Genomic DNA, 23,614 nt, shown 5'->3' on the forward strand with positions numbered 1-23,614 from the left:
CAAGCGGCCCCGATTCGCCCTTGAGCGGCCACAGCCGTCCTTCCAGAAGCCGCGGTCGTGCTCCGGCAGCCGCGGTCGTGCTCCGGCGACCGTGGTCGTCCTCCGGCGGCCGGGGACCCACTCCGGCGGCCGTAGTCGTCCTCCGGCGGCCGCGCTCATCCCTCCAGCAGCCGCTGACCCACGTACTCGCCCTTCGCCGCCCCGCCCGGCACCGCGAACAGCCCGCTCGCCTCGTGCCGGATGAACTGCGACAGCGCGTCGCCCCGGTCGAGCTTGCGCTGCACCGGGACGAAGCCGCGCAGCGGATCGGCCTGCCAGCAGATGAAGAGCAGACCGGCGTCCGGGGTGCCGTCCGCGTCGATGCCGTCGTGGTAGGAGAAGGGCCGCCGCAGCATGGCCGCACCGCCGTTGCGGTCGGGCCGGGTGATCCGGGCGTGCGCGTTGAGCGGGACCAGGTAGTCGCCCTTGGCGTCGGCCTTCTCCAGGTCCATCGGGGTCGTCTCGTCACCGCCGGACAGCGGCGCCCCGTCGGCCTTGCGGCGCCCGATGACCTGTTCCTGGGCCGTGGCCGACAGCTTCTCCCAGTCGTCCAGGAGCATGCGGATGCGGCGGACGACGGCGTAGGAGCCGTTCGCCATCCACGCCGGCTCGCCCGACGCGGGCACGAAGACCCGCTTGTCGAAGTCGGCGTCCGACGGCTTCGGATTGCCGGTGCCGTCGAGCTGGCCCATGAGGTTGCGGGCCGTCATGGGGTGCGCGGTGGCCCCCGGGGAGCGGTTGAAGCCGTTCATCTGCCAGCGCACCCGGGCGGCCGCCCCCGCATCCTTCTGGATCGCGCGCAGCGCGTGGAAGGCCACCAGGGCGTCGTCCGCCCCGATCTGCACCCACAGGTCGCCGTCGCTGCGGGCCTTGTCGAGCCGGTCGGAGGAGAAGTCCGGCAGCGGGTCCAGCGCGGCCGGCCGCTGCTTCTCGAGCCCGGTCCGGCCGAAGAAACTGTGCCCGAAGCCGAAGGTGACGGTCAGCGAGGACGGCCCCGCGTCCCGGGCCACGTCGGTGTCGTCGTGCGGGGCGGGCTCGCCCGCCATCAGCCGCTCGGCCGTGGCCGACCAGCGGCGCAGCAGGGCCGCCGCCTCCCTGCGGCCCGCACCCGCCACCAGGTCGAACGCGACGAGATGGCCGCGCGCCTGGAGGCCCTCGGTGATGCCGGGCTGATGTTTCCCGTGAAACATCGCCCGGCCGGCACCGAGCGCGGTCAGCGGGGTGGCCCCAGCGGGCGCGGCGGCATAGCCCACGGCCCCGCCGGCCGCGCCGAGCACGAGCCCGGTGGCGCCGGCGGTGCCGAGCAGGGCGCGCCGGGAGATGCCGCTCGGGCGGGCCCCGGGCTCCGCCGCCGGGGCGTCGGGGGTGCGGACCTGGGAGAGGGACTGGTCGGGCATGGTGCGGTTCAGCCGATCTGCGCGTTCTTGGAGACGGTGGCCTGGTCGATGTCGGAGGTGCGGACCGTGACGGCGATCTTCCAGTCGCCGGCCACGGGGAGCTGGACCCCGTTCGCCGACCAGTGGCCGGTGGTGATGTGGTCCGGGTTCACGGGAAGCGGCCCGATCTTCTGCGCCTCCAGGGTGAAGGAGACCTTCACCTCCGGGACGTCGAAGGCCCGGCCGTTGGGCCGCTGGACGTAGACGTGCATCGTGTTGCCGCCCACCCGCGCGGGGTCCAGGTCGACGCGGACGACGCCCTTGCCGTCGGTGCCGCCGGTGTCGAACGGCATGTCCAGAGTGAGCGCGCCGGAGGCCGCCGAGGTGCCGGAGCCGGCCGAGGACGAGGTGGCCGCCTTGGCCTCCTGCTCGGTGCGGCCCGGCTCGGTCTGGGTCAGCGCGGTGGTGACGGCGAGCAGCACCAGGGCGACACCGGCCTCGGCGAGCACCGAGCGGCGCAGTCCGAAGCGGTTCTCGTCGGCGTCGCGCAGCCGCTTCCGCCGGGCGGTGTCGACGGCCGCGCGCTGCCGGGCGAGCTGGGCGGCCCGCCGGGCGTCACCGGGTTCGCCGGCCTTCCCCTCCACGCCACCGCCACCGGCGTTCCCCTCCGTACGGCCGTCACCGGTGGAGTCGCCGATCGTCCCCTCCGCGCCGCCACCGGTCGTCGTGGCGGCCGGGACCCGGTCCGTGCGCGCCCGCTCCGCGTCCGCGCTCCGGTCGGTGAGCCGTCCCGTCCACCGGCGGGACAGGCCCGCGATGCCGACCAGCACCGCCACCAGGGCGATCTTGGCCAGCAGCAGCTGCCCGTAGCGGGTCTCGGTGAACGCCGACCAGGAGCCGAGCTGTCGCCAGGACTGGTAGACGCCGGTGACGACGAGCGCGAGGACCGAGCCGAAGGCCAGCCGGGAGAAGCGCCGGACGGCGGCGGCCTCGACCGGGTGCTCGGCGGGCGCCCGGTACAGCGCGGTCAGCAGGGCGGTGAGCCCGCCCAGCCAGGCGGCGACGGCCAGCAGATGCACGACGTCCACCGGCATGGCGAGGCCCGGCTGGAGTCCGGTGGACGCGTGCTCGGCCATGGCCCAGCTGGTGGCGAGCCCGGCCGCGACGACGACTCCGCCGACCGCGAGCCCGAAGGTCAGGTCGCGCTTCTCGGTGGCGTCCTCGCGCCGGGTGTAGGTGCCGAAGAGGACGGCGACGAACAGTGCGGCGGCGGCGAGCAGCAGCAGCCGGGCGACCAGCGCGGCCCCGGTCTTGGTCTGGAGCACCTGGCCGAGCAGGCCGAGGTCGAAGATGTCGGCGAACTTTCCGGTGCTGGTGTACGAGCCGCGCAGGAGCAGCAGCCACAGGGTGGCCGCGGTCAGCGCGATCCAGCCGCCGACGACGAGCCGCTGCACGGCCCGTACCCCCGCGCCGCGCTGCCAGCAGGCGAGCACGAAGGCCGCGCCGCCGGCGAGCACGATGAAACCGGCGTACGACACGTACCGGCCGAAGGCGTAGAGCCCGCCCACGGCCCCGCCGCCCGCGGCCGGGGCGGTGCCGGTCACGACGGTGCGCGAGGGCGCGCCGACGGAGAAGGTGTAGGCGCCGGCGACGGGGTGGCTGTCCGCGGAGACGACTTGGTAGGTGACGGTGTAGGTGCCCTTGGCCAGGCCGCTCTTGAGCTTCACGGCGTACGTCGTCCCGCTCACGTTGGCGGGGCTGCCCGTCTGCACCGGCTTGCCCTGGGGGTCGAGGACGCGCACGGAGTCGTCGCCCATGGCCACCTTCTCGGAGAAGGTGAGCGACACCTGGGTGGGTGCCGTGCCGGCCACCACCCCCTGCCCGGGGTCGCTGCCGGTCAGCGCCGCGTGGGCGGAGGCGGGCGAGGCGCCCGCCAGCAGCGCGCCGGTGACGGCGAGCAGGAGCAGCAGCAGGGTCCGCGGACGGGGGGCGGTGGTCCGGTTCACGGTGGTCCCTCCCTCAGTGGCCGGTCGACGGGTTGTAGGTCGCGGACTTCACCGGCATCTCGACGGTGAGCGGTCCGGACTTGGCGAAGGTGAGCTTCACGCTGACCGTCTGGCCCTGCTTCGGCGCACGCTTCAACTGCTCGAACATCAGGTGGTTGCCCCCGCTGCGGAACACCAGCCGGCCGTGCGCCGGTATGCGGAACGAGGACTCCTCCGCCATGGCCCCGCCGGTGGTGCTGTGCATGGTGACCTGCCCGGCGACCTCGCTGCTGACCGAGGTCAGCTCGTCGTCGGACCCGCCCTCGTTGGTGATCGTCAGGAACCCGGCGGCCATGTCGGCGGAGACGGGCTGGGGCATGTAGGGGGAGCTGACGGACAACTTCGCGGCCTTGGAGTCCGAGTCCGCCGCGGAGGCGGAGCAGCCGGTGAGGGCCAGCGCGGCGGCGAGCGCGCCCGCGGTCAGGACGGCCCGGCGGCTCACGGGTTGGCTCCCTTGACGAGCTTGGGCAGGTCCCTGGTGTAGTCGTCGGCCGAGGCGTTCTCGCCGTAGAGGACGTAACCGGCGTCGGTCTTCGGGGAGAAGGCGACGACCTGGGTGCCGTGCATGGAGACGAGCTTGCCGTTCTTGTCCTTCTTCGTCGGCTCCACGGCGATGCCGAGGGACCGGGCGGCGGCCTGCACCTTGGCGAAGTCGCCGGTCAGACCGACGAACGCGGGGTCGATGCCCTTGAGCCACTTGCCCATCTCGGCGGGGGTGTCGCGGTCGGGGTCGGTGGTGACGAACACGACCTGCAGGGCGTCCTGCTCGGCCTTGGGCAGCGCCTTCTTGGCGACGGCGATGTTGCTCATCGTGGCCGGGCAGATGTCCGGGCAGTGGGTGTAGCCGAAGTAGACGAGGGTCGGGTGGCCTTTGGTCTCCTCGCGGAGGTCGTACTTCTTGCCGTGGGTGTCGGTGAGGACCAGGGCCGGCTTGGCGAACGGCTGGTCGAGGACGGTGGCGGGCTTGTTCGACTGGGTGCCGCCCGAGACCACGGCGATCGGTGCGTCGTCGTCCTTCCCGCTGCCGCAGGCGGAGAGGGTCAGGGTGGCGGCGGCGAGCAGCGCCGCCGCGGCGAACGTCTTCTTGCGCATAGGAAAATGTCCCAGATGTGTGAACTCCGGCGCGCACCGGGGTCGCGCGGAGCCGTACGGGGACGGCCCCGCGCGACACCCGGGTACGCGCTGTGGAACGAGGATCAGGCGGCGGTGCGGCGGCGGCCGGCGAAGATGCCGTAGGCCACGCCCGCGATGCCGATGACGATGCCGGCCACGCCGAGCACGCGCGCGGTGGTGTCGGTGCCGTCACCGGAGTCCGCGGCGGCCGTCTTCTCGGTCTTGCCGGTCTTGTCGGTGGCGTTCGAGGCGCTCGCCGAGCCGTGCTCGTCCTCGGCGGCGGCCAGCTTCAGCACCGGGGCGGGGCTCTCCGGCTCGTCCTGGCCCTCCTGCGGGACCTCGATCCAGCGCACCACTTCCTTGTTGGAGTAGGTCTGGAGGGCCTTGAACACCAGCTGGTCGGTGTTCTCGGGCAGGGCGCCCAGGGAGAGCGGGAACTTCTGGAAGAAGCCGGGCTCGATGCCCTTGCCGTCGGCGGTCCAGGTGACCTTGCTGACGGCCTCGTCGATCTTCTCGCCGTGCATGGTCAGCGGCTTGTCCAGCTTGGCCTTGGTGACGGTGGCCTTCCAGCCGGGCACCGGCTGCGGCATGACCGAGGCGATCGGGTGGTCGGCCGGCAGGCTGAGCTCGATCTTGGTGGTCGAGGCGTCGTCGCGCTCGTTCGGGACCTTGACGTTCACGACCGCGTAGCCGCCCTTGGCCGCGGTGCCCTCCGGCTGCACGGTGACGTGCGCGAACGCGGGGACGGACAGGGCGAGGACGGCCGAGCCGGCGGCGACGGCTGCGGCGGCGATACGAGAAGCCTTCATGGCAGGAAGTACTCCACTCCGGGTGAGATGCGTGGGTGATCGGGAGTACGCGTGCGCGGGCCGTGCCGCTCGGGGCGGACGGTACCGGTGTGCGCACGCGCGCGTGCCGCACGACGGCGGCGCCTCCCGCCCGGCTCTCTCGGATCCGGTCGTGGTGGTCGTCGCGTCGTGTCAGGCGGCGAGGAGGAAGGCGGCGGCGGGCGGGCCGCGCCGGATCACCGTGTGCTGGAGTACGGCGGTGTGCGGGGCCGGGGTGTCGTCCCGCTCGGGGCGGTGGCCGCGCGGGCCGGGACCGGCGTCGGGCAGCAGTCCGGCGCACAGGGCGCGCACCAGCGCGAGCGCGGCGCGCAGGGACCGTATGAGCGCGGTCTCCGCGACTCCGTACGCGCCGTGCGCCGACAGTGCGATCAGCCGGAGCACGGCCAGGTCGCCGCGGCGCAGCAGCCAGCCCGCGGCCATGGCCGCGAGCACATGGCCGAGCAGCATCGGCAGCGAGGGGAGCAGACCGGCGGAGGCGCCCGTGGCGTCGTGGGCGTGCTCCAGGGTGCCCAGGGCCGGGGCCGGCCGGCCCGAACGGTCGATCAGCCGGGCGTCGAGCAGCAGCCGGTAGGCGTGCCCGGGGGTGAGGGACGACGGGGTCGACCCGCACAGGAGCCGGGTGGCCTGTTCCACCAGCGCGCGGTCGCTCAGTGCCGAGCCGGTGGACCCGGCGGTCATCGCGGCCGCCGGCGCGGCCATCGCCCCGTGCTGGCCCAGCCCGAAGAGCGTGTGCAGCACGGTCTGGCCGAGGACGAGCAGCGCGGCGATGCCCGGCAGCGAGCGGGCCCGCCCGGCGAGCGGGGCCACGAGCAGCAGACAGCCGAGGAAGCCCGCGCCGAGCGTCCACAGCGGCACGCCCGCGCAGGAGGCCAGGGTGTGCCCGCCCGCGGCCAGCGCGACGCAGGCCGCGGCGAACACCGCGGCCCGCAGGATCCGGAGCCCGGCTCCGGGACGCGCCGTGCGCGGGTGGGGGGCAGTCATGGCGGGCTCATCATCCCACTGCCCTCGCCCACTGCCTACGGCAGGTCGGCCGAGCCGTCCGCGATCACCGGTTCGACCCGCCCATACACCGATTCCGGCCCCGGCGCATCGGCCATATGGGCCCGGTCGCCCCGACGGAGTGCTTATGGTCGCCCGGGCGTGGCAATACGTAACGGTATGTCGAGCCGCGGCCAGGAGGCTGGAGCATGAGCATCTGGTGGTCACTCCATCTGCGGCGCGAGGCCGCGAGCGTGCCGCTCGCGCGACGGCTGCTGATCGGCACGATGGAGACGGCGGGCGTCGACCCGGACATCTCCTACGACCTGTCGCTGGCCCTCACCGAGGCCTGCGCGAACGCGGTCGAGCACGGCGGGGACGCCGCGCCCGGTGACGCGCAGGCCTACCGGGTGACGGCGTACCTCGACGGGGAGAAGTGCCGTATCGAGGTGGCCGATTCCGGGCCCGGTCTGCCCCGCGCCCAGGACTTCCGGCCGGCCCGTGCGGACGCCGAGCACGGGCGCGGCCTGTGCCTGATCCAGGAGCTGACCGACCACGTCCACATCGGGGCGAAGCCCGGTCTGGGCGGGACGGTGGTCAGCTTCGACAAGATCCTCAAATGGACGAAGGACCCCTCGCTGCTCACCGCGTGAGCGCGAGGGATCCTTCGCCGGCGGATCAGCCCTTCAGCGTGGCCATCCACGCCTCGACCTCGGCGGAGCGGCGCGGCAGCCCCGCGGAGAGGTTGCGGTTGCCGTCCTCGGTCACGAGGATGTCGTCCTCGATCCGGACGCCGATGCCCCGGTACTCCTCGGGCACGGTCAGGTCGTCGGCCTGGAAGTACAGACCCGGCTCGACGGTGAGCACCATGCCCGGCTCCAGCGTGCCGTCCACGTAGGTCTCGGTCCGCGCGGCGGCGCAGTCGTGGACGTCCATGCCGAGCATGTGCCCGGTGCCGTGCAGGGTCCAGCGGCGCTGGAGGCCCAGCTCCAGGACCCGCTCGACCGGGCCCTCGACCAGGCCCCACTCGACGAGCCGCTCGGCCAGCACGCGCTGGGCCGCGTCGTGGAAGTCGCGGTACTTGGCGCCCGGCTTGACGGCCGCGATCCCGGCCTCCTGGGCGTCGTACACGGCGTCGTAGATCTTCTTCTGGATCTCGCTGTAGGTGCCGTTGACGGGCAGCGTGCGCGTGACGTCGGCGGTGTACAGGGTGTGCGTCTCCACGCCGGCGTCCAGCAGGAGCAGGTCGCCGGAGCGGACCGGGCCGTCGTTGCGGACCCAGTGCAGGGTGCAGGCGTGCGGGCCGGCCGCGCAGATGGAGCCGTAGCCGACGTCGTTGCCCTCCACGCGCGCGCGGAGGAAGAAGGTGCCCTCGATGTAGCGCTCGGAGGTCGCCTCGGCCTTGTCGAGGACCTTCACGACGTCCTCGAAGCCGCGCACGGTGGAGTCGACGGCCTTCTGCAGCTCGGCGATCTCGAATTCGTCCTTGACCAGGCGCATCTCGGAGAGGAAGACGCGCAGCTCCTCGTCGCGCTCGGCGGTGACCTTGTCGGTCAGGGCCGCCTCGATGCCGGCGTCGTGACCGCGCACCACGCGGACCGGGCCGGTGGCCTCGCGGAGCTGGTCGGCCAGCTCGCGCACATCGGCGGCCGGGATGCCGTAGAGCGCCTCGGACTCGGCGAGGGAGTGCCGGCGGCCGACCCACAGCTCGCCCTGGCCGGAGAGCCAGAACTCGCCGTTCTCCCGGTTCGAGCGGGGCAGGAGGTAGATCGTCGCCTCGTGGCCGTCGCCCTTGGGCTCCAGGACCAGGACGCCGTCCTCGGTCTGGTCGCCGGTGAGGTACGCGTACTCGACGGAGGCGCGGAAGGGGTACTCGGTGTCGTTCGAGCGGGTCTTGAGATTGCCCGCCGGGACGACCAGGCGCTCGCCCGGGAAGCGGGCGGAGAGCGCGGCGCGGCGGCGCGCGGTGTGCGCGGCCTGCTCGACGGGCGCCAGGTCACGCAGCTCCGTGTCGGCCCAGCCGGACTTCATGTTTTCGGCCAGCTCGTCGGAGACGCCCGGGTACAGGCCGTTCTTCCGCTGCTTGACCGGCTCCTCGGGCTCGGTCTCCGGGCCCTCCGCGGTAGCGGAGTCGGGCACAGCCGGGTTGAGCTCGTCGGACACGTGATCCTCCTCGATACGCCAGTGATCTCCCCCGGGGCCCGTGCGCTCCTGCTTGTGGCCGAGCGGGGCCTCCATCATCGTACGGTCGTACCGGGAGCGGGCGGGGGCGGATGACCTGTTATGCCCGGTCATACCGGTCGGCCGGAACCGTCGCCGGGGCCGTCAGTCGAAGCGGGCCGCCAGCAGGACCACGTCCTCCTCGCTGTCGGCCGTGTCCAGGCCGTCCGGCAGGACCGTGCGCAGGACGTGGTCGGCGACGGCCCCCGGGTCGTGCCGCAGCGCGCGCGGGACGCTCGTGGCGGCGGCGTGCAGCCGGGCGAAGGCGCGGTCCATCGGGTCGCCGGTGCGGTGCAGCAGCCCGTCGGTGTAGAGCAGGACCGTCTCGCCGGGCTCCGTCCGCACCTCGGCGCTGGGCGCCTCCCAGCAGGCGAGCATGCCGAGCGGCGCGGAGACGGAGGTCTCGGCGAACTCGGTGCGCCGCTCGCCGATCAGCAGCGGCGGGCTGTGCCCGGCGCCGGCCAGGGTGATCCGGCGCAGCGCGGGCTCGCAATAGGCGAACAGGGCGGTGGCCGAGCGGGCGGGTTCGGTCAGCCGCAGCAGCAGCTCCAGGTCGGACAGGACGGCGACCGGGTCCTCGCCCTCCATCACGGCGTACGCGCGCAAGGAGGCGCGCAGCCGGCCCATGGCGGCCACCGCGCCGGGCCCGGAGCCGGTGACCGAGCCGACGGACAGGCCGAGCGCGGCGTCCGGCAGCGGCAGGGCGTCGTACCAGTCGCCGCCGCCGCGCGCGCTCGTGCGGTGCCGGGCGGCGAGCCGCACGCCGGGCACCCGGGGCAGCCGGGAGGGCAGCAGCCCGTCGGTGAGGGTCGCCACGCACGCGCGCGTGCGTTCGACCTCCAGCAGCCGGGCCAGGTGCTCGGTGGCGTGCCGGACGTACAGCCCGGCGAGATGGCGGCGGCGCTCGTTCGGCTCGGCCGGTTCGTCGTAGAACCACACGGCGGCGCCGAGGGCACCGGCAGAGCCGGTGGCGAGGGGCAGGGCGTAGCTGGCGGCGTAGCCGAGGCGGACGGCCACCTCGCGGTGGCGCGGATCGAGGCCCTCCTCGGCGAGCAGGTCGGGGCGGACCAGCTCGGCGGTGCCGCCGGTGTCGTACGGCAGTGAGCCGCGCGGCACGGTCTCGAGGTGGCCGAGGTCGGCGCGGCCCAGGCCGAGGCCCAGGCTGGTGCGGGGGCCGAGGCCGTCGGCGGGGTCCAGGGCGACCAGGCCGCGGCGGGCGCCGACCAGGGCGGCTCCGGCGCGCAGCAGTTCGTGCAGGGCGGGGTCGAGGGCGCTGGTGCGCGAGAGGCGCTCGGTGAGCTCGTGGAGGGTCGTCAGATCGGAGACCCAGCCGGCCAGCCGGTCCTGGAGCAGGGTGCCGGGGGCGGGCGAGTGGGGCGCGGGAACGGCGGCGGCGCCTGGGACGCAAGGGGCGCCGGGGGCAGGAGGGGCGGGCGTCGCAGTGTGGGCGGGCGTGGGAACTGTTGAATCGATTCCAGCCACTTTCGGAGGGTGCGGGGCGTTCATGGTGTCCGGCTTCCAGACCGGCGCGTACTGCTGGAAAGCATCGCAAACCCCCATGTCATTCTGCGCCGCTAGCAGTGTCTCCACATGTACACGCACTCGTGAGGGGATGTCCAGCATTGTCCTGCTGGGTTTCCTGGTGTCCGAGGGGCGGAAGGGTTTTTGCCCGAACCCCTTGCCTTACCGTCAAGTTGGCTGAAAACTTCCTCGGGTATCGGTCCATTGCGGTCGACTGGCCCTGTTCCACGGAGCGTCACAACGGTCGTGATGGGTACGTACTCGGAGAAGGCCAGGGGTGGTTGGGGGCCACCCGGAACCTGGCGACGGACCCGGGCGTCATAGCCACCGACGACCGAGCCCCATCCTCCCGTGGCGGAGGCGGAGAGAAACACGCGCGACGCAAAACGCCAGACTTCGCCACCCCACGCCGCGACCGTGCTTTTGATAGACGGACTATGGACGCGGACGCGGCCCACGCTCGACCCCCTTGGGGTACCCATGCCGTGCGCGGGGTGTGATGCGCCATCAGGTACGCACAGTGAAGTGATCGACACATGGTGTGATGTAGCCCACGGTGTTGCCAGCGGTGCAACGGAAAGGAACGAGCGCTCATGCGCGAGATCCTCGGAAGGCGACGCAGGCTCCTGTCCAGGCGGAACGGCGGGAAGCCCGAGCTGCTCGGCGCGGCCCTGACCTTCGCGACGGAATGGCAGTGGCCGGTACTCCCCGGTGTGGCGCCGGACCCGCGGGGGCGGGCCCGCTGCGCCTGCCCCGACCCGGAGTGCACGGTGCCCGGTGCCCACCCCTTCGACCCGGGACTGCTCGCCGCCACCACCGACGCGCGCATGGTGCGCTGGTGGTGGACCAACCGGCCGAGCGCTCCCGTCATCCTGGCGACCGGGGGGCAGGCGCCCTGCGCGGTCAGCCTGCCGGCCCTCGCCGCCTCCCGCGCCCTCGCCCTGCTCGACCGGCGCGGCATGCGGCTCGGCCCGGTGGTCGCCTCGCCCACCCGCTGGGCGCTGCTGGTGAAGCCGTACTCCATGGAGCAGCTCGGCGAACTGCTCTACGCCAAGGACTTCGTCCCCGGCTCCCTGCGCTTCCACGGCGAGGGCGGCTATCTCGCCCTGCCCCCGTCCGAGACCGGCCAGGGCGCCGTCCGCTGGGAGCGCGCCCCGCTGCCCGGCTCGGCCGCGCCCTGGGTGCCCGACGTGGAGGCCGTGGTGGACGCCGTGGTCGACGCCCTCACTCGTACGGGTGTGAGCGCGCCGGAGTTGTAGGGGTGTCGGGCGCGGCCGGGGCGGGCGGGGCCCGCCCGCTCGTTATCTTCCGGGCATGCTGCGTCAATCCGGTGGCCACCGCGCCCCACAGCCGCGCCACCGCGGGCAGCGCCCGCACAGGCCGCGGCTGCTGCTTGCCCTCGGGGCCGTCGTGGCGGCCGCGGCCGCGCTGCCGCTGACCGTGGCGTCCGCGGGTCAGGTGGGCGAGGCCGGCCGTGCCGCCGTACCGGCCGCTGCCCGGGCCGACGCCAAGGCCGGCGCGCACGACGCCCGCCGCTCCCCCTCCCCGCTCGGCATCGGGCTCGCCACCGCCGCACGCTGCGGCCCGGCCCTCACCTCGCCGGACGGCATCGAGGCCCAGACCTGTGTGCTGACGCAGGGCGAGGACACCTGGGCGCGCGCCTACTACCGCAATGCCACCGGCGCATCGCTCGATTCGCTGCTGAGCCTGATGGGGCCGGGGAACCGGACGGTCCAGACGCGCTGCGCCACCGGGACCGACGACGAGCCCGCCACCTGTGAGACCCCCCGCGAACGCCTCCGGGGCCGGCCGGACGCCTACACGGCCGTCACCGAGTTCGCCGAACGGGGCGGGAGGGGCGCGCTGCTGCTCCGCTCGGGCAGCAACACCTGAGGATTCCCGGGCAGTTGACGCTCCGCCCGGCTCCGTACACCGGCGCGGATGCGGCCGGGGGCCCTGGTCGCGGGCATGGAAAGGCCCGGTTGCTGGCGACGGGGGATGCACCAGCAACCGGGCTACAGGAACCGTAACAAGAGATCGGCGGTTCGCAAATTCGGTCTTGCCGATTCGGACACCGATTTTCCGGGAGAAGCGTCGAGTTGTGACACGAGTCACCCTCCGCCCGGCCCGGTGGCACGGCCCGTCGGCCGACCGGCCGTACCTCCCCGCGTACGACGGGTCAGCTGAGCGTGACCTGCCGGTTGGTCAGTCCGCCACGGGCCCGGCGCTCCTCCGGAGTGAGCGGTTCCGTCACGGCGAGGGCGGCGGCGAGACGCTCGGCGAACTCGGCGGCCGGCCGCTCCACGTCCTTGGCCGAGATGGCGCTCGGCAGGTCCCAGACCGGCACGGTGAGGCCGTGAGCACGGAAGGAGCCCACAAGCCGGGTGTCCTCGCCGAGGCTGGAGCGGCCCGCCGCGTGCAGTCGCGCGAGAGCGTCCAGAAGCTGCTCCTCCGGGTGCGGCATGACCCAGCGCAGGTGGTTCTTCTCCGGGGTCTCGCACCAGTAGGCGGCGTCCACGCCGGACAGTCGCACGGTCGGGATCGCGGCGGCGTTGGCCCGCTCCAGGGAGGCGGCCACCTCCGGGGTGGCGTTCTCCGCGTCCGGCACCCAGAACTCGAAGCCGCTGTGCACGACCGGCCGGAAAGCGCCCTCCGGGTCCAGCAGGTCCTGGAGCCGGGGGCCTTCGGCGGGGGCGCGGCGGCCCTGCACCGGGGTGCCCGGCTCGGCCTCCAGGGCGCGCAGCAGGGTGTCGGCGAGGTCGCGGCTGATGTCACCGGACGCCGTGTCGTTCTGCAGGCCGAGCAGGACCGAGCCGTCGTCGCGGCGCAGCGCGGGCCAGGCCATCGGCAGCACCGTGGCGAGCGTGACCGACGGGACGCCCTCGGGCAGGCCGTCCCGCAGGGTCAGTTCGGCCGTCGCGGCCGGGACCAGCTCACGCAGCGCGACCCAGTCGCACTCGCCGGGCAGTCCCTCGAACGGGCGGTGCACCAGCTCGGTCGCGGCGTGCGCGGCGGCCCGGCCGTGGCAGGCCTTGTAGCGCCGGCCGCTGCCGCAGGGGCAGGGTTCGCGAGCGCCGACAACCGGGATCTCCCCGTCGATCAGCTGCGGCTTGGCCTTCGTCTGGGGGCGCTTCTTGGCCATGGTGGGTGTCTCCCGGTTACGGCGCTTCTCGTACGTCGGGAGCCTAGCCGTTCGGGCCGTGACCGACGGGAACCTGTGGACAACGTACGGGCGCTCGACGGTTGGGAGGGGGCGGGGGAACGGGGCTGGCGGGGGAAGGGGGAACAGCGGGCCGGGGCACGCTGGTTCCTGCCCGCGCGCTGCCGATGCCTGGCTGGGGACGCGCGCCGGTGTGCGCCCGCGCCCGTCGTCGCGCGCCGGGGCTGCCGACGTGCGCCATGGGTGATCGGCGCCGTGTCGGTGGCGGTCAGTCCAAGTCGTCGAACGCGTCGGCGAAGTCCAGGCCGGACAGGTCCGGCAGGGACAGGCCGGGGGAGGACAGACCGGAGCCGGTCAGGCCGGACAAGGGCACGTCCGGGGTGGTCAGGCCCGTCAGCGCCGTGTCCGACGCGGCCGTCAGGGGCGTATCCGATGCGGCTGCCAGGGTCGTCTCCGATGCGGCCGTCAGCGTCCTGTCCGGTATGCCCGGCAGAGATGCCTCCGATATGCCCGGCAGGGATGCCCCCGATATGCCCGTGCGCGGCGCGTCCGGGCCGGGCGCGTCCCGCGCGCACACGTCCGGCAACGCGCCGTTCGCAGCGGGCAGGTGAGGCAGTGGCACATCGCCGGCCGCCGTGCCCGGCAGGGCCGCTCCGGAGGCCGCCGCCGCGCCCGGCAGAGCGACCTCGGAGGCCGCCGCCACGCTCGGCAGCGCCAGGTCCGGGAGCGATGTCTTCCCTGTCCTGGGCCGGGTGACGCGCGTAGCGAACGCGTCATGGGGGCGGCCCGCATCGGGATCGTGGACGTCCCCGTGGACCAGCACCCAGACCGTCACCTCGCCCTCGACGTCGTCCCGGACGCCCCAGTCGTCGGCGAGGGCCGTGATGATGTTCAGTCCGCGCCCGCCGTGCGCGGTCACCGACGGCGTCGCCGGTGCCGGGCGGGTCGGGCCGCCGCCGTCCGTGACCTCCACGAGGAGCCGCCCGCGCGCGTCGACCCGCCACGCGGCGCGGACGTCGCCGTCCCCGGCCGCCGCGTCCCCCAGGGGCCGCCCGTGCCGGCAGGCATTGCTCAAAAGCTCCGAAAGGATCAGTACGGCGTCGTCGATGACCGACTCCGCCACGCCCCCGCCGCGCAGCTGCGCCCGCATCCGGTGCCGCGCCTCCCCCACGCCCGCAGGGCCATGGGGTACGGCCATGCTCGACGACGTGGGCACTTCCTGTGCCACCACCAACGCCACCCCCGAGACCTCCTTCGCCCCACGCCACGGTGTGGATGCCCTCTTGGCCTGTACCGGAAACCGGCCAGTCCTCTTCCGGTGACGCACTCGGCACGGCCGGACACGCGGCGAACGCGCCGGTGCACTCCCCGTGACGGAGCCCGGCCGCCGCCGTTCACCGGTGCGGTAGGCCGGTCAGCGGCCCAGTCGGCGCAGCACCGCGCGCGGGCGGTTGGTGATGATGGCGTCGACGCCCAGCTCGACGCAGAGGTCGACGTCCTCGGGCTCGTTCACGGTCCACACGTGCACCTGGTGGCCGGCCTGCCGCAGCCGCTCCACGTAAGCGGGGTGGTTGCGCACGATGCGGATCGAGGGCCCCGCGATGCCCACGCCCGCGGGGAGCCGGCCGTCACGCAGCCGGGGCGAGACGAACTGCATCAGATAGACCGTCGGCAGGGTCGGAGCCGCCGTGCGCACGCGGTGCAGCGAACGGGCCGAGAAGCTCATGATCCGGACCGGTGACTCGGCGGCGGAGGCGGGCGCGGCGAGACCGAAACGGTTCAGCAGGGTCAGCAGCCGCTCCTCGACCTGGCCCGCCCAGCGCGTGGGGTGCTTGGTCTCGATGGCCAGCTCCACCCGGCGGTCGGCGTCCGCGACCAGCTCCAGCAGCCGCTCCAGGGTGAGTACGGAGGTGGCCTCGCGGTCCTCCGGCCGGTGCTCCCAGTCGGGCTCCTCGTCCCGCCCGTGCCACGCCTCGCGCGTCTTCCAGGAGCCGAAGTCGAGAGCGGCCAGGTCGGCCAGTTCCAGCGCGGAGACCGCGCCGCGGCCGTTGGAGGTACGGTTCACCCGTCGGTCGTGGACGCAGACCAGATGGCCGTCCGCGGTCAGCCGTACATCGCACTCCAGGGCGTCGGCGCCGTCCTCGATGGCCTTCCGGTAGGCGGCGAGGGTGTGCTCGGGGGCGTCTTCGGAGGCACCGCGGTGGGCGACGACCTGGATGGAGCGCTGTGGTGCGTGGGTCACCGCGTCATGGTGCCACCGTCGCCGGGCGGACGGGGCGGGACGGAGACGACCGGGCCGCGAACGAGCGGCACCCTGATCGCTTATATAACTTTTTACGGTGAATGCCCCAACAGATCCTATATAAAGAGGACCGCCGGACCCACAGCCACGGCTTATGGTGCTCTGACGGCCCGTGGGAAAAGCTGACCGCAAGACCAGTGCGACCGACGACAACAGGCGTGGACCGAGGAGAAGAGCTGTGAGCACCGAGAACGAGGGCAACGCGGTACCCCCGGCGCCGTCCGCACCTCCCGTGCCGGTGGCCTCTCCCGACGCTTCCCCGCAGGGCGCCGCGCCCGAGGGGAACGCCCAGGGGGCACCCCGCCCGCCCGTGCCCCAGGAGAACCCGGCGGCCCCGCCCGCCGCCCCCGCGTCCGACCAGCCCCCGGCCGCCCACGGAGCGGCCCCGGCGGGCCATGACGCGACGCCGGCGGGCCATGGCACGGTCCCCGCAGGCCAGGGTGCGGCTCCGGCCGGTCCGGCCCCCGACGGCTCCTGGCCGCCCCCGCCCCCGGCCACCCCCTCCTACGGTTCCTACGGCGACGGTGCCGCGTACGGCGGTGGCGGTCCGTCCTACGGCGGTGACGCCGGGGGTCCGGGCGCCGGCGGTCCGGGCGCCGGCTGGGGAGCCTCCTGGCAGCAGCCCGCGCCCAAGCCGCGCGGCGGACGCGGCGGCCTGGTCGCGGCGGTCCTGGTGGCCGCGCTGGTCGCGGGCGGTCTGGGCGGCGGCCTCGGCTACACCCTGGCCAAGGACCGGGACGACCGCGGCTCCACCACGGTCTCCGCCCCCGACAGCGCCACGCAGGTCAAGCGCGCGCCGGGCACGATCGCCAACGTGGCCGCCAAGGCACTGCCCAGCACGGTGACGATCCAGGCCGAGAGCAGCGACGGCGAGGGCGGCACCGGCACCGGCTTCGTCTTCGACACCCAGGGCCACATCGTCACCAACAACCACGTGGTCGCGGAGGCGGTGGACGGCGGCCGGCTCACGGCCACCTTCCCGAGCGGGAAGAAGTACGACGCCGAGGTCGTCGGCCACGCACAGGGCTACGACGTCGCGGTCATCAAGCTCAAGAACGCGCCTTCCGATCTGCGGCCGCTCGCCCTCGGCGACTCCGACAAGGTGGCCGTCGGTGACGAGACCATCGCCATCGGCGCGCCCTTCGGCCTGTCCAACACGGTGACGACGGGCATCATCAGCGCCAAGGACCGCCCGGTGGCCTCCAGCGACGGCAGCTCCACCAGCAAGGCGTCCTACATGAGCGCCCTGCAGACCGACGCGTCCATCAACCCGGGCAACTCCGGCGGCCCGCTGCTGGACGCCTCCGGGGCGGTCATCGGCATCAACTCCGCGATCCAGTCCTCGGGCAGCGGCGGCTTCGGCTCCGGCCAGTCCGGATCGATCGGCCTGGGCTTCGCCATCCCGATCAACCAGGCGAAGTACGTCGCCCAGCAGCTGATCAAGACCGGCAAGCCGGTGTACGCCAAGATCGGCGCGTCCGTCTCCCTGGAGGACTCCTCCGACGGCGCGAAGATCACCGACCAGGGCACGGGCGGCGCCGCCGCGGTCGAGTCCGGTGGCCCGGCGGACAAGGCCGGCCTGAAGCCCGGCGACGTCATCACCAAGCTCGACGACCACGTGATCGACAGCGGCCCCACCCTGATCGGCGAGATCTGGACCCACCAGCCCGGCGACAAGGTCAAGATCACCTACAAGCGGGGCGGCCAGGAGCACACGGTCGACGTGACGCTGGGCGTGCGCGAGGGCGACAGCTGACGGGGCCGCCCGCCGCGGCCGACGGGCCGGTAATCTGTACCCGCGCCGTCGGTCTCCGCCGGCGCGGGGAGGCGTGCCCGAGCGGCCTAAGGGAACGGTCTTGAAAACCGTCGTGGCAGCGATGTCACCGTGGGTTCAAATCCCACCGCCTCCGCAGAGGTTGTGAATGCGCAGGTCAGAAGGGGTGTCACTCAGCGAGGGGCACCCCTTCCGCATGGGCTGGCCTCGCCTTGAATCGGCCCCGCCCGTCGTGGATCACGGTGGGCGGACCAGGCGTGGACCAAAAACCGATGCATGGAGGTCGTGAAGGATTCCGGCCCGGTATCGGGTGTAGCGATTGCGTCGAAGCGGCTCGTACGGCCTCGCGGCGCCGACGCCCCGAAGCGATCAGCCCGCCCCTGTTCGCGGACCTCACACACCACGGAATCCAGCCAACACCGCCTCCCTTTGCCGGTGGCCTGATAGTGACGACCCAGCCAAGGATGAGATCATCATCACGTGATCACGTATGTTTACTCAATGTGGTCACTAGGATTTGATCTGGTCATCAACCCCATCTTGGCCTACAGGAAGGCTGTTTGATGACCGACTTAACGATGGCCCATGCAGGCAAGCGCGCTGTGATCATTGGTGTGGCGGCAGTAGCAGCTGTCGGATTTCTCGTGGTGTCCGCTCAGGCGTCATCACGGTCCAGCTAGCTCTCCAATGTTCTGCATGACTCCAACTGCTTCGACTCCGGGGCCACATCGACCGGCAACTGGGACGACCACGGCAGTGGCGACTACTACTTCGTCGTCGACTACGGGTCCAACGTATACGCCCCCGTGTCGGTTTCTTCGCTGACTGTCTACTACTGATCGGTAGTTCGCCGGGTCCCGCCGCATACGGTGTCGCGGGGCCCGACGCACAGAAAGGCCCCCCATGACTCTCACCTTCCGCGAGTGCACCTTCCGCTATCGAGGAGGTGATGACGTCATTCAGAGCCTCGATCTGGCTTTCACCTCCGGAGCCACCGTTCTCCTCGGTCCCAATGGAGCAGGCAAGAGCACACTGTTGTCGCTCGGGGCGAGTGCACTGCGCCCACAGTCCGGAAACGTGTCATTCAACGGTCTGAGCCCGTGGAACCGCAAGCAGTCCGCGGCCTATCGCGCGGCAGTGGCATGGCTCCCGCAGAAGCCGGCGTTCCTCCCAGGGATGACATGCCGTCAGCACGTCACCTACGCGGGATGGCTCAAGGGCATGAAACAGCGCGACGCGTCGAACGCGTCCGTCGAGGCACTGGAACGTGTAGGCCTTGCCAGGCAAGCGGACCGGAAGGTCAGCGATCTGTCCGGCGGGCAGCAGCAGCGTGTCGCCATTGCTCAGGCCCTCGTCCACCGCGCCAAGGTCCTCCTCCTCGACGAACCCACCGTAGGACTCGACCCGAAACAGCGCAGATCGTTCCTCCAACTCATCGCATCACTGCGGAACGAAACACATGTGATCGTCTCCACTCATGACATCGCCGACATCAGTGAAGTCTTCAGCGATGTCGTAGTACTTCATGGGGGAAGAGTCCTGTTCAACGGAACGGTTTCTTCGTTCCTCGCCCATTCGGGCACCCAGATCCACTCGGAGCGCGCCGCAGAAGTCGCCTACACCGCTGTCCTCGAAGGAGGATCCAGGTGATCATCTGGCAACAGCTGAGGCGTTCGGCGGCCCCATGGGTCGTTCTGCCGGCAGCCCTGTTCGTATACCTGTACATGCAGAGCGCGGTATCGACCGTCCCATCACACTACGGGGTCGAGTCGGGCGAGAGCACGATCTACGCACTGGCCACCATCGCTCCGGCCGTGGCCGCATGCGCGGCATGGGACTCGGGGCGCATGCGGTCCGTGCGCCACATGCTGACCACGGCCTCGCGGTCACGATGGTCGCTGCTGCTGTTCATCGGCGCTCCCATCGCCGTACTGGAAGCGGCACTTCTCGTGTTGGCCGTCGTCCTGGCACGGATCAACACCGGAGTATTACCCTCCGGTGCCGGGTGGACCGCACTGGTCCACGTGATCATCGTTCCTGCCGAGTGGGCCGTGATTGGCTGGTACGTCGGCGGGCGTCTCCCCAGAAGTATCGCCGCACCAGCAGTAGCAGCCCTGTGCTGGGCCTGGCTGGCGATGCCCCATGCCATGTCCAACGCGTGGCTGAGGCACCTCGGCGGGTTCATCGACGGGACATCCACCATCACTGATGTCCACCAGCCCAAAATCTACTTTGTGCCATGGATCTTCACCGGCTGCCTCATAGCCGTCGCATGGCTCTTCACCCGCACCGGGTCCCGCCGTATCTTCCTCCCCGCCGGCGCAGGTGCCGCCGCCGCAGCGCTCCTCGCCGGACACGCCGTGGTCAGCGGATGGGGCTACGGCAATCCGGCGACCGCCCGTGCCTTTGATTCGGTATGCTCCGGCACCGCTCCGCAGATCTGCGTACCACCGGAGTACCGGTCCTACATTCCGCGGATCCGCCACAGCGCCCAAGGACCGCTCAGCGCCCTGGTCGCCGCCGGCGTGACGCAGCCGAAGCGTATGGAGATCCTGTCGCCGTCAGTGAAACCCGCACCGGGCGTATGGCGACTGCACTGGGCACTCCCTGCCGCTCACCCGCAAGCCGCATATCGCACGGCCGCCGATGTCATGGCAATTTCGGCTGTCGAGGGAACTGCGGCCCAGCATGGAAAGCGGTCATGCGGAGGCCCGTCCGCTCCGGAACTCGTATGGGCCACTGCTGTCGCAGGTGACAGGGACGAGGTACGCAAGGGAACCGATCCGCAGTTGTGGGGATTGGTAGGCCCTGTTCTCGATAGGCCGGTGAAGCAGCAGTCCGCCTGGTTCACGCAGCAGGTCCTCAACCACGCCTGCACAGTGCGGGGGGCGCGGTGAGTCTCTATGTGACAGCGGTGCGGAAGTGGTGGTTCGCGGCTGTAGCCATCATCCTGATGGCAGTGGTATGCCAGCTCTCGGGAACGAGCAGTATCGAGCTGCCCGCTCTCAATGGCAGTGGCGTCGCTCCCTTGGCCTACTTCACTCCTCTGCTGGTGTCTTCCACGGTCCTGTATTGCCTCAACCGACGAGCCGATCACATCGAGCGGACCGCTGCAGTTCCTGTCGCCGTGATCGATGCGGCATTCGTAGCGTCCGTATTCGTCCTGTGTCTGGCAGTCGGTTTCGTGACAGGCTTCGACACCGCCCGCAACGTCATGCTGCTGACCTGCGTCGGTCTTTTGATCGCCCAGGTGGGCAACACCGCATCAGCTATCGCCACGGGCATGATGCTGATGATCGCCAGCATCGTCGCGGGACGCGGTCCGGCAGGAAGCCACGCCTGGTGGGCTGTGGTCCTGTATCCGTCGAGCAGTGTCCCTGCGTGGTCCCTGACCGCGATACTGCTGGCAGCCACAGGCATCCGTTTAGTCAAAGCTTCCGGGAAGCCGTAGCCGTCCCTCCAGGGCCAACCGGAGCCGTAATGGGCCGCGCGCGCCCGCTCCGACTTGGACTTCGTTGCCCAAGCAGCCGTCTCTAGCTTGTTCTCTATCTTCCGTCCGTGCCATAGGGCGGGGAGGGGCGGTTCCAGACGGCGTCTGGCCGGCTGACGATCCTTCGAAGTTCGCGGGCGCTTCCTGGCGATACGGCCTGCATCACGGTGTCAAGGAGGGCTCGGGCTTCGAGCGGGTTGCCGCAGCAGTACCAGTGCACGTTGCCCCACTCGTAGTCGTGCCACAGATCCTGCTCGGGTTGGTGGACGTAGTCCTTCCACAAGAGCACAGCCGCGCTGACGTCGCCTGGCTGCAGATAGTTGCGGGTGTGCTCGAGACGGGTGATCTCGGACAGGGCGCGCGAAGACAGGCCGTCGATGACTGGCCTTGCACCCGTGGTCCGGTGGCTGCCGGGGGCGTCGGCACGGATCCGTCCTGGCCGTCTACGCCTGGGACCGGCGAAGGGGACGCGGTAGCGGTTGCCGGGGTTCGAGGAGTGCTCCGAAGCGGTGGGCGCGGAAGGCACCGCGAAGCAGTGGCTCACCAGGGACACGGTGCTGTGCGTGCGCACCAGCGTCGGCGACATCGCCCGGCTCGAGCTCAGCGCGCTCGGCACCGACGGTGTCGGCAGCGACGACCGCACCATGTTCGACGCCGTCGTATGGGAGGCGAGCTGAGCCGGCCGCCCCCACCGGAGGCACGGGGTGGCTACTCGACGGCCGGGTCCTCCTGGGTCTGGCGTACCGCGCGGCGTACCGCCTGTTCGACCTCGTGGGGGTCGGTGCCGGTCGCCTCGGCCCGGGCGGTGATCGCCTCGTGCACCGCGTCGGAGGCCGCGCAGAAGCGGCGCCGCTGCTCGTCGTACGCCTCGCCGGTCAGGCCCGCCAGGCGGGCGCGCTCGACCTCGGCGGTGCGTTCCAGCCTGATCAGTTCATCCGGTATGTCCGTCACGTTCGGATCGTAAAAGGGATCGCGCCCGCGCGCCTGCCCAGCCGCCCGGCGCGTGCCTGACCAGCGGTTCCGGTCCCGTTCAGGGGCCTTGGTGTCCGGTCATCCGGGCCGCCGACGCGATCGTGGCGCGGGCCTCGTGCTCCGGCAGGCCGGTGGTCCGGGCCGCCTCGGTCAGGGTGTCCGCCAGGGCGGGGCCGAGCCCGCTCTCGTAGGCGCGGCAGGCCGCCCAGAACAGGCGGGTGTTGCGCTGCCCCTCGTGCGCGGAGAGGACGAAGTGGATCAGGCCGTGACCTTGGTCCCCGGGAGCGGTCGGCACCGGGTGGCGGGGTCGGGGTGGGGGCACCAGGAGGCGGAGCAGGGCCGGTGGGCAGGGGGCCGGGGGCAGCTGGGCGGTGCCGGGGGCCACGGTGTAGACGCCGTGGTCGGTGCGGGAGCCGGGGCCCACCAGGTAGCCGCCGGCGCCCCGGATGTCGATGCCGGGGGCGAGCCGGCCGGCCGAGTTGGGGACCACGGTGTCCGGCGGGCCGGTCAGCCACAGGTGGCGGCCTCCGCTCGGGGTGTGTACGACGACCGTCTCCGGGATCGTGAACAGATGGCGCGCGGCCAGTTCGCGCAGGGCGGTGGCCGAGTCCGTGCCGGACTTGGTGTCCAGGTCGACGCCGATCAGGTGGTACGGCGGAAGTCCGCAGGCGATGCCGTAGCCGGTGGCCCAGGGGGCGGCGGCGAACAGGGCGCGGACGCGTCCGGGGTCGGTGGTCGCGTCGTACACGCCGTGGCCGGGCCGGCCGCAGGCGCCGTGGCAGGGCGGTCCGTCCGGTGCCGGTTCGTCGCGGTGGGGGGAGCGCAGGGCCGGGAGCTTCGTCCGGGACAGGGGGATGACGGCCAGGCCGCGCTCGGCGGCGGACAGGGCGTGTGCGAGGGCCAGTGCCGTGGCCTGCCGGTCTGCGGTGGCCATGGCTTCATGGTCGTACATGTGTTCGAGGAAGGGAAGAGTGGATATCGATTACGCGCCAACGGGTGGCGGGGGCCCGGTCCTGCGCCGGAACGATTCATCCCTTCTATCGCTTGATGAACAGAAAGTCGTATCAGCTCCCTCTCGGGTGGGAAGCGGCTAAAAATGCTGATAGGGGTTTATCGACTTGTCATCACGCTTGCGTGCGAATCACGGCTTCCGGAGTGGTTCGGGGGGAGCCGCTGGGCAACTCTGGTGGCGCGACGTCGTCCACGATCGTCAAGGCGGTCGGCCAACTGCCTTGATATGGCCAGCGGTTCACACACTTCCGGCCTTCGGGTCGCCCAGTGCTTGGTTCTGGAGGAACACATGGCAAGCATCCGTACCGCCCGCGTTCTCGCCGCCGTCTCCGCCCTGCCGCTCGCGGCCGTCCTCTTCACCGGTGTCGCGGCGGCGGACAACGGCGTCGTCGCGGACGACGGATCGAACGCCGGGGCAGCGGCGGTGCTCGGCAGCGGTGTCGGCGACGACAACAGCGGGAACTCGGCCACCACGAACCAGAACGCGGTCGGCACCGGTGCCTCGAACCAGAGCAACACCGCGCAGGTCAACCGGTCCGGGTGGACCGGCATCCAGCAGGGCAACGACAACACGTCCGTCAACTTCACCCCCCTGTGGGGATGAGCCAGGGATGAGCCCGCGGGGGGGCGAGCCCGTACGGAAGAGCCCGTGGGGGTGAGCCTCGGCTGAGGTCCTTCGTGGGGAAGGGCCTCGTGGGGTGTGCTTCGGGGTCGTGACGCGGCCGCGCGGCGGTGCTTCGGTGCCGCCGCGCAGTCGTGTCCGGC

21 protein-coding genes, 1 tRNA gene and 1 pseudogene are annotated in these 23,614 nt (G+C 71.9%); 10 read left to right on the top strand and 13 right to left on the bottom strand.

From position 1 onward, the window contains the following. Positions 1 to 155 precede the first annotated feature (155 nt). The 6 genes from efeB to ACSURM_RS19095 all read right to left on the bottom strand — a co-directional run bounded on the left by efeB (position 156) and on the right by ACSURM_RS19095 (position 6,402). Positions 156 to 1,436, bottom strand: a complete 1,281-nt coding sequence (gene efeB, locus ACSURM_RS19070) for an iron uptake transporter deferrochelatase/peroxidase subunit (protein ID WP_436956536.1) — start codon at positions 1,434 to 1,436, stop codon at positions 156 to 158. Positions 1,437 to 1,444: 8 nt separating this feature from the next. Beyond that, positions 1,445 to 3,421, bottom strand: coding sequence for a copper resistance CopC/CopD family protein (locus ACSURM_RS19075; RefSeq protein WP_436956537.1), 1,977 nt, complete (start codon positions 3,419 to 3,421; stop codon positions 1,445 to 1,447). A 13-nt stretch (positions 3,422 to 3,434) separates the two neighbouring features. Next, the gene (locus ACSURM_RS19080) at positions 3,435 to 3,902 is read right to left on the bottom strand and encodes a copper chaperone PCu(A)C (protein WP_436956539.1); all 468 of its coding nucleotides are present in this window, start codon (positions 3,900 to 3,902) and stop codon (positions 3,435 to 3,437) included. Further along, positions 3,899 to 4,552, bottom strand: a complete 654-nt coding sequence (locus tag ACSURM_RS19085) for an SCO family protein (RefSeq protein ID WP_436956541.1) — start codon at positions 4,550 to 4,552, stop codon at positions 3,899 to 3,901. Before ACSURM_RS19085 ends, ACSURM_RS19080 begins: the two co-directional genes overlap by 4 nt. 104 nt (positions 4,553 to 4,656) lie before the next feature. Beyond that, positions 4,657 to 5,382 carry a YcnI family copper-binding membrane protein gene (locus ACSURM_RS19090; RefSeq protein ID WP_436956543.1) on the bottom strand — a complete coding sequence of 242 codons (726 nt, stop codon included), beginning with the start codon at positions 5,380 to 5,382 and terminating at the stop codon, positions 4,657 to 4,659. Positions 5,383 to 5,553: 171 nt separating this feature from the next. Next, positions 5,554 to 6,402 (bottom strand): hypothetical protein, encoded by an 849-nt coding sequence (locus ACSURM_RS19095; RefSeq protein WP_436956544.1) that lies wholly within the window; start codon positions 6,400 to 6,402, stop codon positions 5,554 to 5,556. 206 nt (positions 6,403 to 6,608) lie between these two features. Between ACSURM_RS19095 and ACSURM_RS19100 the strand changes: the two genes are divergently transcribed. Next, positions 6,609 to 7,052 (top strand): ATP-binding protein, encoded by a 444-nt coding sequence (locus ACSURM_RS19100; protein WP_436956546.1) that lies wholly within the window; start codon positions 6,609 to 6,611, stop codon positions 7,050 to 7,052. 25 nt (positions 7,053 to 7,077) lie between these two features. Here ACSURM_RS19100 and ACSURM_RS19105 read toward each other — a convergent pair whose 3' ends face one another. Continuing rightward, the gene (locus tag ACSURM_RS19105) at positions 7,078 to 8,562 is read right to left on the bottom strand and encodes an aminopeptidase P family protein (protein WP_436956547.1); all 1,485 of its coding nucleotides are present in this window, start codon (positions 8,560 to 8,562) and stop codon (positions 7,078 to 7,080) included. Between the two features lie 162 nt (positions 8,563 to 8,724). Next, positions 8,725 to 10,242 (bottom strand): PP2C family protein-serine/threonine phosphatase, encoded by a 1,518-nt coding sequence (locus tag ACSURM_RS19110; RefSeq protein ID WP_436956549.1) that lies wholly within the window; start codon positions 10,240 to 10,242, stop codon positions 8,725 to 8,727. Between the two features lie 491 nt (positions 10,243 to 10,733). Here ACSURM_RS19110 and ACSURM_RS19115 point away from each other — a divergent pair, with 491 nt between their 5' ends. Continuing rightward, on the top strand, positions 10,734 to 11,399 hold the full coding sequence (locus ACSURM_RS19115) for a bifunctional DNA primase/polymerase (RefSeq protein ID WP_436956551.1): 666 nt from the start codon (positions 10,734 to 10,736) through the stop codon (positions 11,397 to 11,399). 55 nt (positions 11,400 to 11,454) lie between these two features. Then, positions 11,455 to 12,033: a hypothetical protein gene (locus ACSURM_RS19120; RefSeq protein ID WP_436956553.1), complete on the top strand. Its 579-nt coding sequence runs from the start codon at positions 11,455 to 11,457 to the stop codon at positions 12,031 to 12,033. A 286-nt stretch (positions 12,034 to 12,319) separates the two neighbouring features. Here the strand turns inward: ACSURM_RS19120 and ACSURM_RS19125 are convergent, their stop codons facing one another. The 3 genes and pseudogenes from ACSURM_RS19125 to ACSURM_RS19135 form a co-directional block, all read right to left on the bottom strand. Beyond that, positions 12,320 to 13,282 carry a DUF5926 family protein gene (locus ACSURM_RS19125; protein ID WP_436956555.1) on the bottom strand — a complete coding sequence of 321 codons (963 nt, stop codon included), beginning with the start codon at positions 13,280 to 13,282 and terminating at the stop codon, positions 12,320 to 12,322. A gap of 730 nt (positions 13,283 to 14,012) precedes the next feature. Next, positions 14,013 to 14,627 (bottom strand): annotated as a pseudogene (locus tag ACSURM_RS19130) (ATP-binding protein); the annotation flags it as partial. A gap of 87 nt (positions 14,628 to 14,714) precedes the next feature. Continuing rightward, positions 14,715 to 15,542 (bottom strand): glycerophosphodiester phosphodiesterase, encoded by an 828-nt coding sequence (locus tag ACSURM_RS19135; protein ID WP_436956556.1) that lies wholly within the window; start codon positions 15,540 to 15,542, stop codon positions 14,715 to 14,717. A gap of 238 nt (positions 15,543 to 15,780) precedes the next feature. Here ACSURM_RS19135 and ACSURM_RS19140 point away from each other — a divergent pair, with 238 nt between their 5' ends. The 6 genes from ACSURM_RS19140 (at position 15,781) to ACSURM_RS19165 (ending at position 21,543) form a co-directional block, all read left to right on the top strand. After that, entirely contained in the window at positions 15,781 to 17,358 is a 1,578-nt protein-coding gene (locus ACSURM_RS19140) for a S1C family serine protease (protein ID WP_436956558.1), read from the top strand. Positions 17,359 to 17,425: 67 nt separating this feature from the next. After that, a tRNA-Ser gene (locus tag ACSURM_RS19145) sits at positions 17,426 to 17,512 on the top strand. 767 nt (positions 17,513 to 18,279) lie between these two features. Beyond that, on the top strand, positions 18,280 to 19,026 hold the full coding sequence (locus ACSURM_RS19150; RefSeq protein ID WP_436956559.1) for an ABC transporter ATP-binding protein: 747 nt from the start codon (positions 18,280 to 18,282) through the stop codon (positions 19,024 to 19,026). Next, positions 19,023 to 20,273: a DUF7224 domain-containing protein gene (locus ACSURM_RS19155; RefSeq protein WP_436956561.1), complete on the top strand. Its 1,251-nt coding sequence runs from the start codon at positions 19,023 to 19,025 to the stop codon at positions 20,271 to 20,273. The genes ACSURM_RS19150 and ACSURM_RS19155 overlap by 4 nt, the downstream gene beginning before the upstream one ends. Further along, positions 20,270 to 20,827 carry a hypothetical protein gene (locus tag ACSURM_RS19160; RefSeq protein WP_436956563.1) on the top strand — a complete coding sequence of 186 codons (558 nt, stop codon included), beginning with the start codon at positions 20,270 to 20,272 and terminating at the stop codon, positions 20,825 to 20,827. Before ACSURM_RS19155 ends, ACSURM_RS19160 begins: the two co-directional genes overlap by 4 nt. 548 nt (positions 20,828 to 21,375) lie before the next feature. Further along, entirely contained in the window at positions 21,376 to 21,543 is a 168-nt protein-coding gene (locus ACSURM_RS19165; protein ID WP_436956564.1) for a hypothetical protein, read from the top strand. Positions 21,544 to 21,574: 31 nt separating this feature from the next. On the opposite strand, the gene ACSURM_RS19170 is transcribed toward ACSURM_RS19165, so the two are convergent. Then, positions 21,575 to 21,817 (bottom strand): hypothetical protein, encoded by a 243-nt coding sequence (locus ACSURM_RS19170; RefSeq protein ID WP_436956566.1) that lies wholly within the window; start codon positions 21,815 to 21,817, stop codon positions 21,575 to 21,577. A 79-nt stretch (positions 21,818 to 21,896) separates the two neighbouring features. Then, positions 21,897 to 22,772: a bifunctional DNA primase/polymerase gene (locus ACSURM_RS19175; RefSeq protein WP_436956568.1), complete on the bottom strand. Its 876-nt coding sequence runs from the start codon at positions 22,770 to 22,772 to the stop codon at positions 21,897 to 21,899. A gap of 366 nt (positions 22,773 to 23,138) precedes the next feature. Here ACSURM_RS19175 and ACSURM_RS19180 point away from each other — a divergent pair, with 366 nt between their 5' ends. Further along, a complete protein-coding gene (locus ACSURM_RS19180; RefSeq protein ID WP_436956570.1) occupies positions 23,139 to 23,453 on the top strand; it encodes a hypothetical protein in 315 nt (104 codons plus the stop codon). Positions 23,454 to 23,614: the final 161 nt, after the last annotated feature.

The organism is Streptomyces sp. SudanB182_2057 (genome assembly GCF_964272715.1).
Lineage (GTDB): Bacteria > Actinomycetota > Actinomycetes > Streptomycetales > Streptomycetaceae > Streptomyces > Streptomyces rubradiris.

Excerpts from the sequence above, each read along its gene's own strand:
- efeB (WP_436956536.1), bottom strand. The coding sequence starts at position 1,436 with ATGCCCGACCAGTCCCTCTCCCAGGTCCGCACCCCCGACGCCCCGGCG.
- ACSURM_RS19085 (WP_436956541.1), bottom strand. The coding sequence starts at position 4,552 with ATGCGCAAGAAGACGTTCGCCGCGGCGGCGCTGCTCGCCGCCGCCACC.
- ACSURM_RS19090 (WP_436956543.1), bottom strand. The coding sequence starts at position 5,382 with ATGAAGGCTTCTCGTATCGCCGCCGCAGCCGTCGCCGCCGGCTCGGCC.
- ACSURM_RS19095 (WP_436956544.1), bottom strand. The coding sequence starts at position 6,402 with ATGACTGCCCCCCACCCGCGCACGGCGCGTCCCGGAGCCGGGCTCCGG.
- ACSURM_RS19100 (WP_436956546.1), top strand. The coding sequence starts at position 6,609 with ATGAGCATCTGGTGGTCACTCCATCTGCGGCGCGAGGCCGCGAGCGTG.
- ACSURM_RS19110 (WP_436956549.1), bottom strand. The coding sequence starts at position 10,242 with ATGCTGGACATCCCCTCACGAGTGCGTGTACATGTGGAGACACTGCTA.
- ACSURM_RS19115 (WP_436956551.1), top strand. The coding sequence starts at position 10,734 with ATGCGCGAGATCCTCGGAAGGCGACGCAGGCTCCTGTCCAGGCGGAAC.
- ACSURM_RS19120 (WP_436956553.1), top strand. The coding sequence starts at position 11,455 with ATGCTGCGTCAATCCGGTGGCCACCGCGCCCCACAGCCGCGCCACCGC.
- ACSURM_RS19125 (WP_436956555.1), bottom strand. The coding sequence starts at position 13,282 with ATGGCCAAGAAGCGCCCCCAGACGAAGGCCAAGCCGCAGCTGATCGAC.
- ACSURM_RS19150 (WP_436956559.1), top strand. The coding sequence starts at position 18,280 with ATGACTCTCACCTTCCGCGAGTGCACCTTCCGCTATCGAGGAGGTGAT.
- ACSURM_RS19175 (WP_436956568.1), bottom strand. The coding sequence starts at position 22,772 with ATGGCCACCGCAGACCGGCAGGCCACGGCACTGGCCCTCGCACACGCC.
- ACSURM_RS19180 (WP_436956570.1), top strand. The coding sequence starts at position 23,139 with ATGGCAAGCATCCGTACCGCCCGCGTTCTCGCCGCCGTCTCCGCCCTG.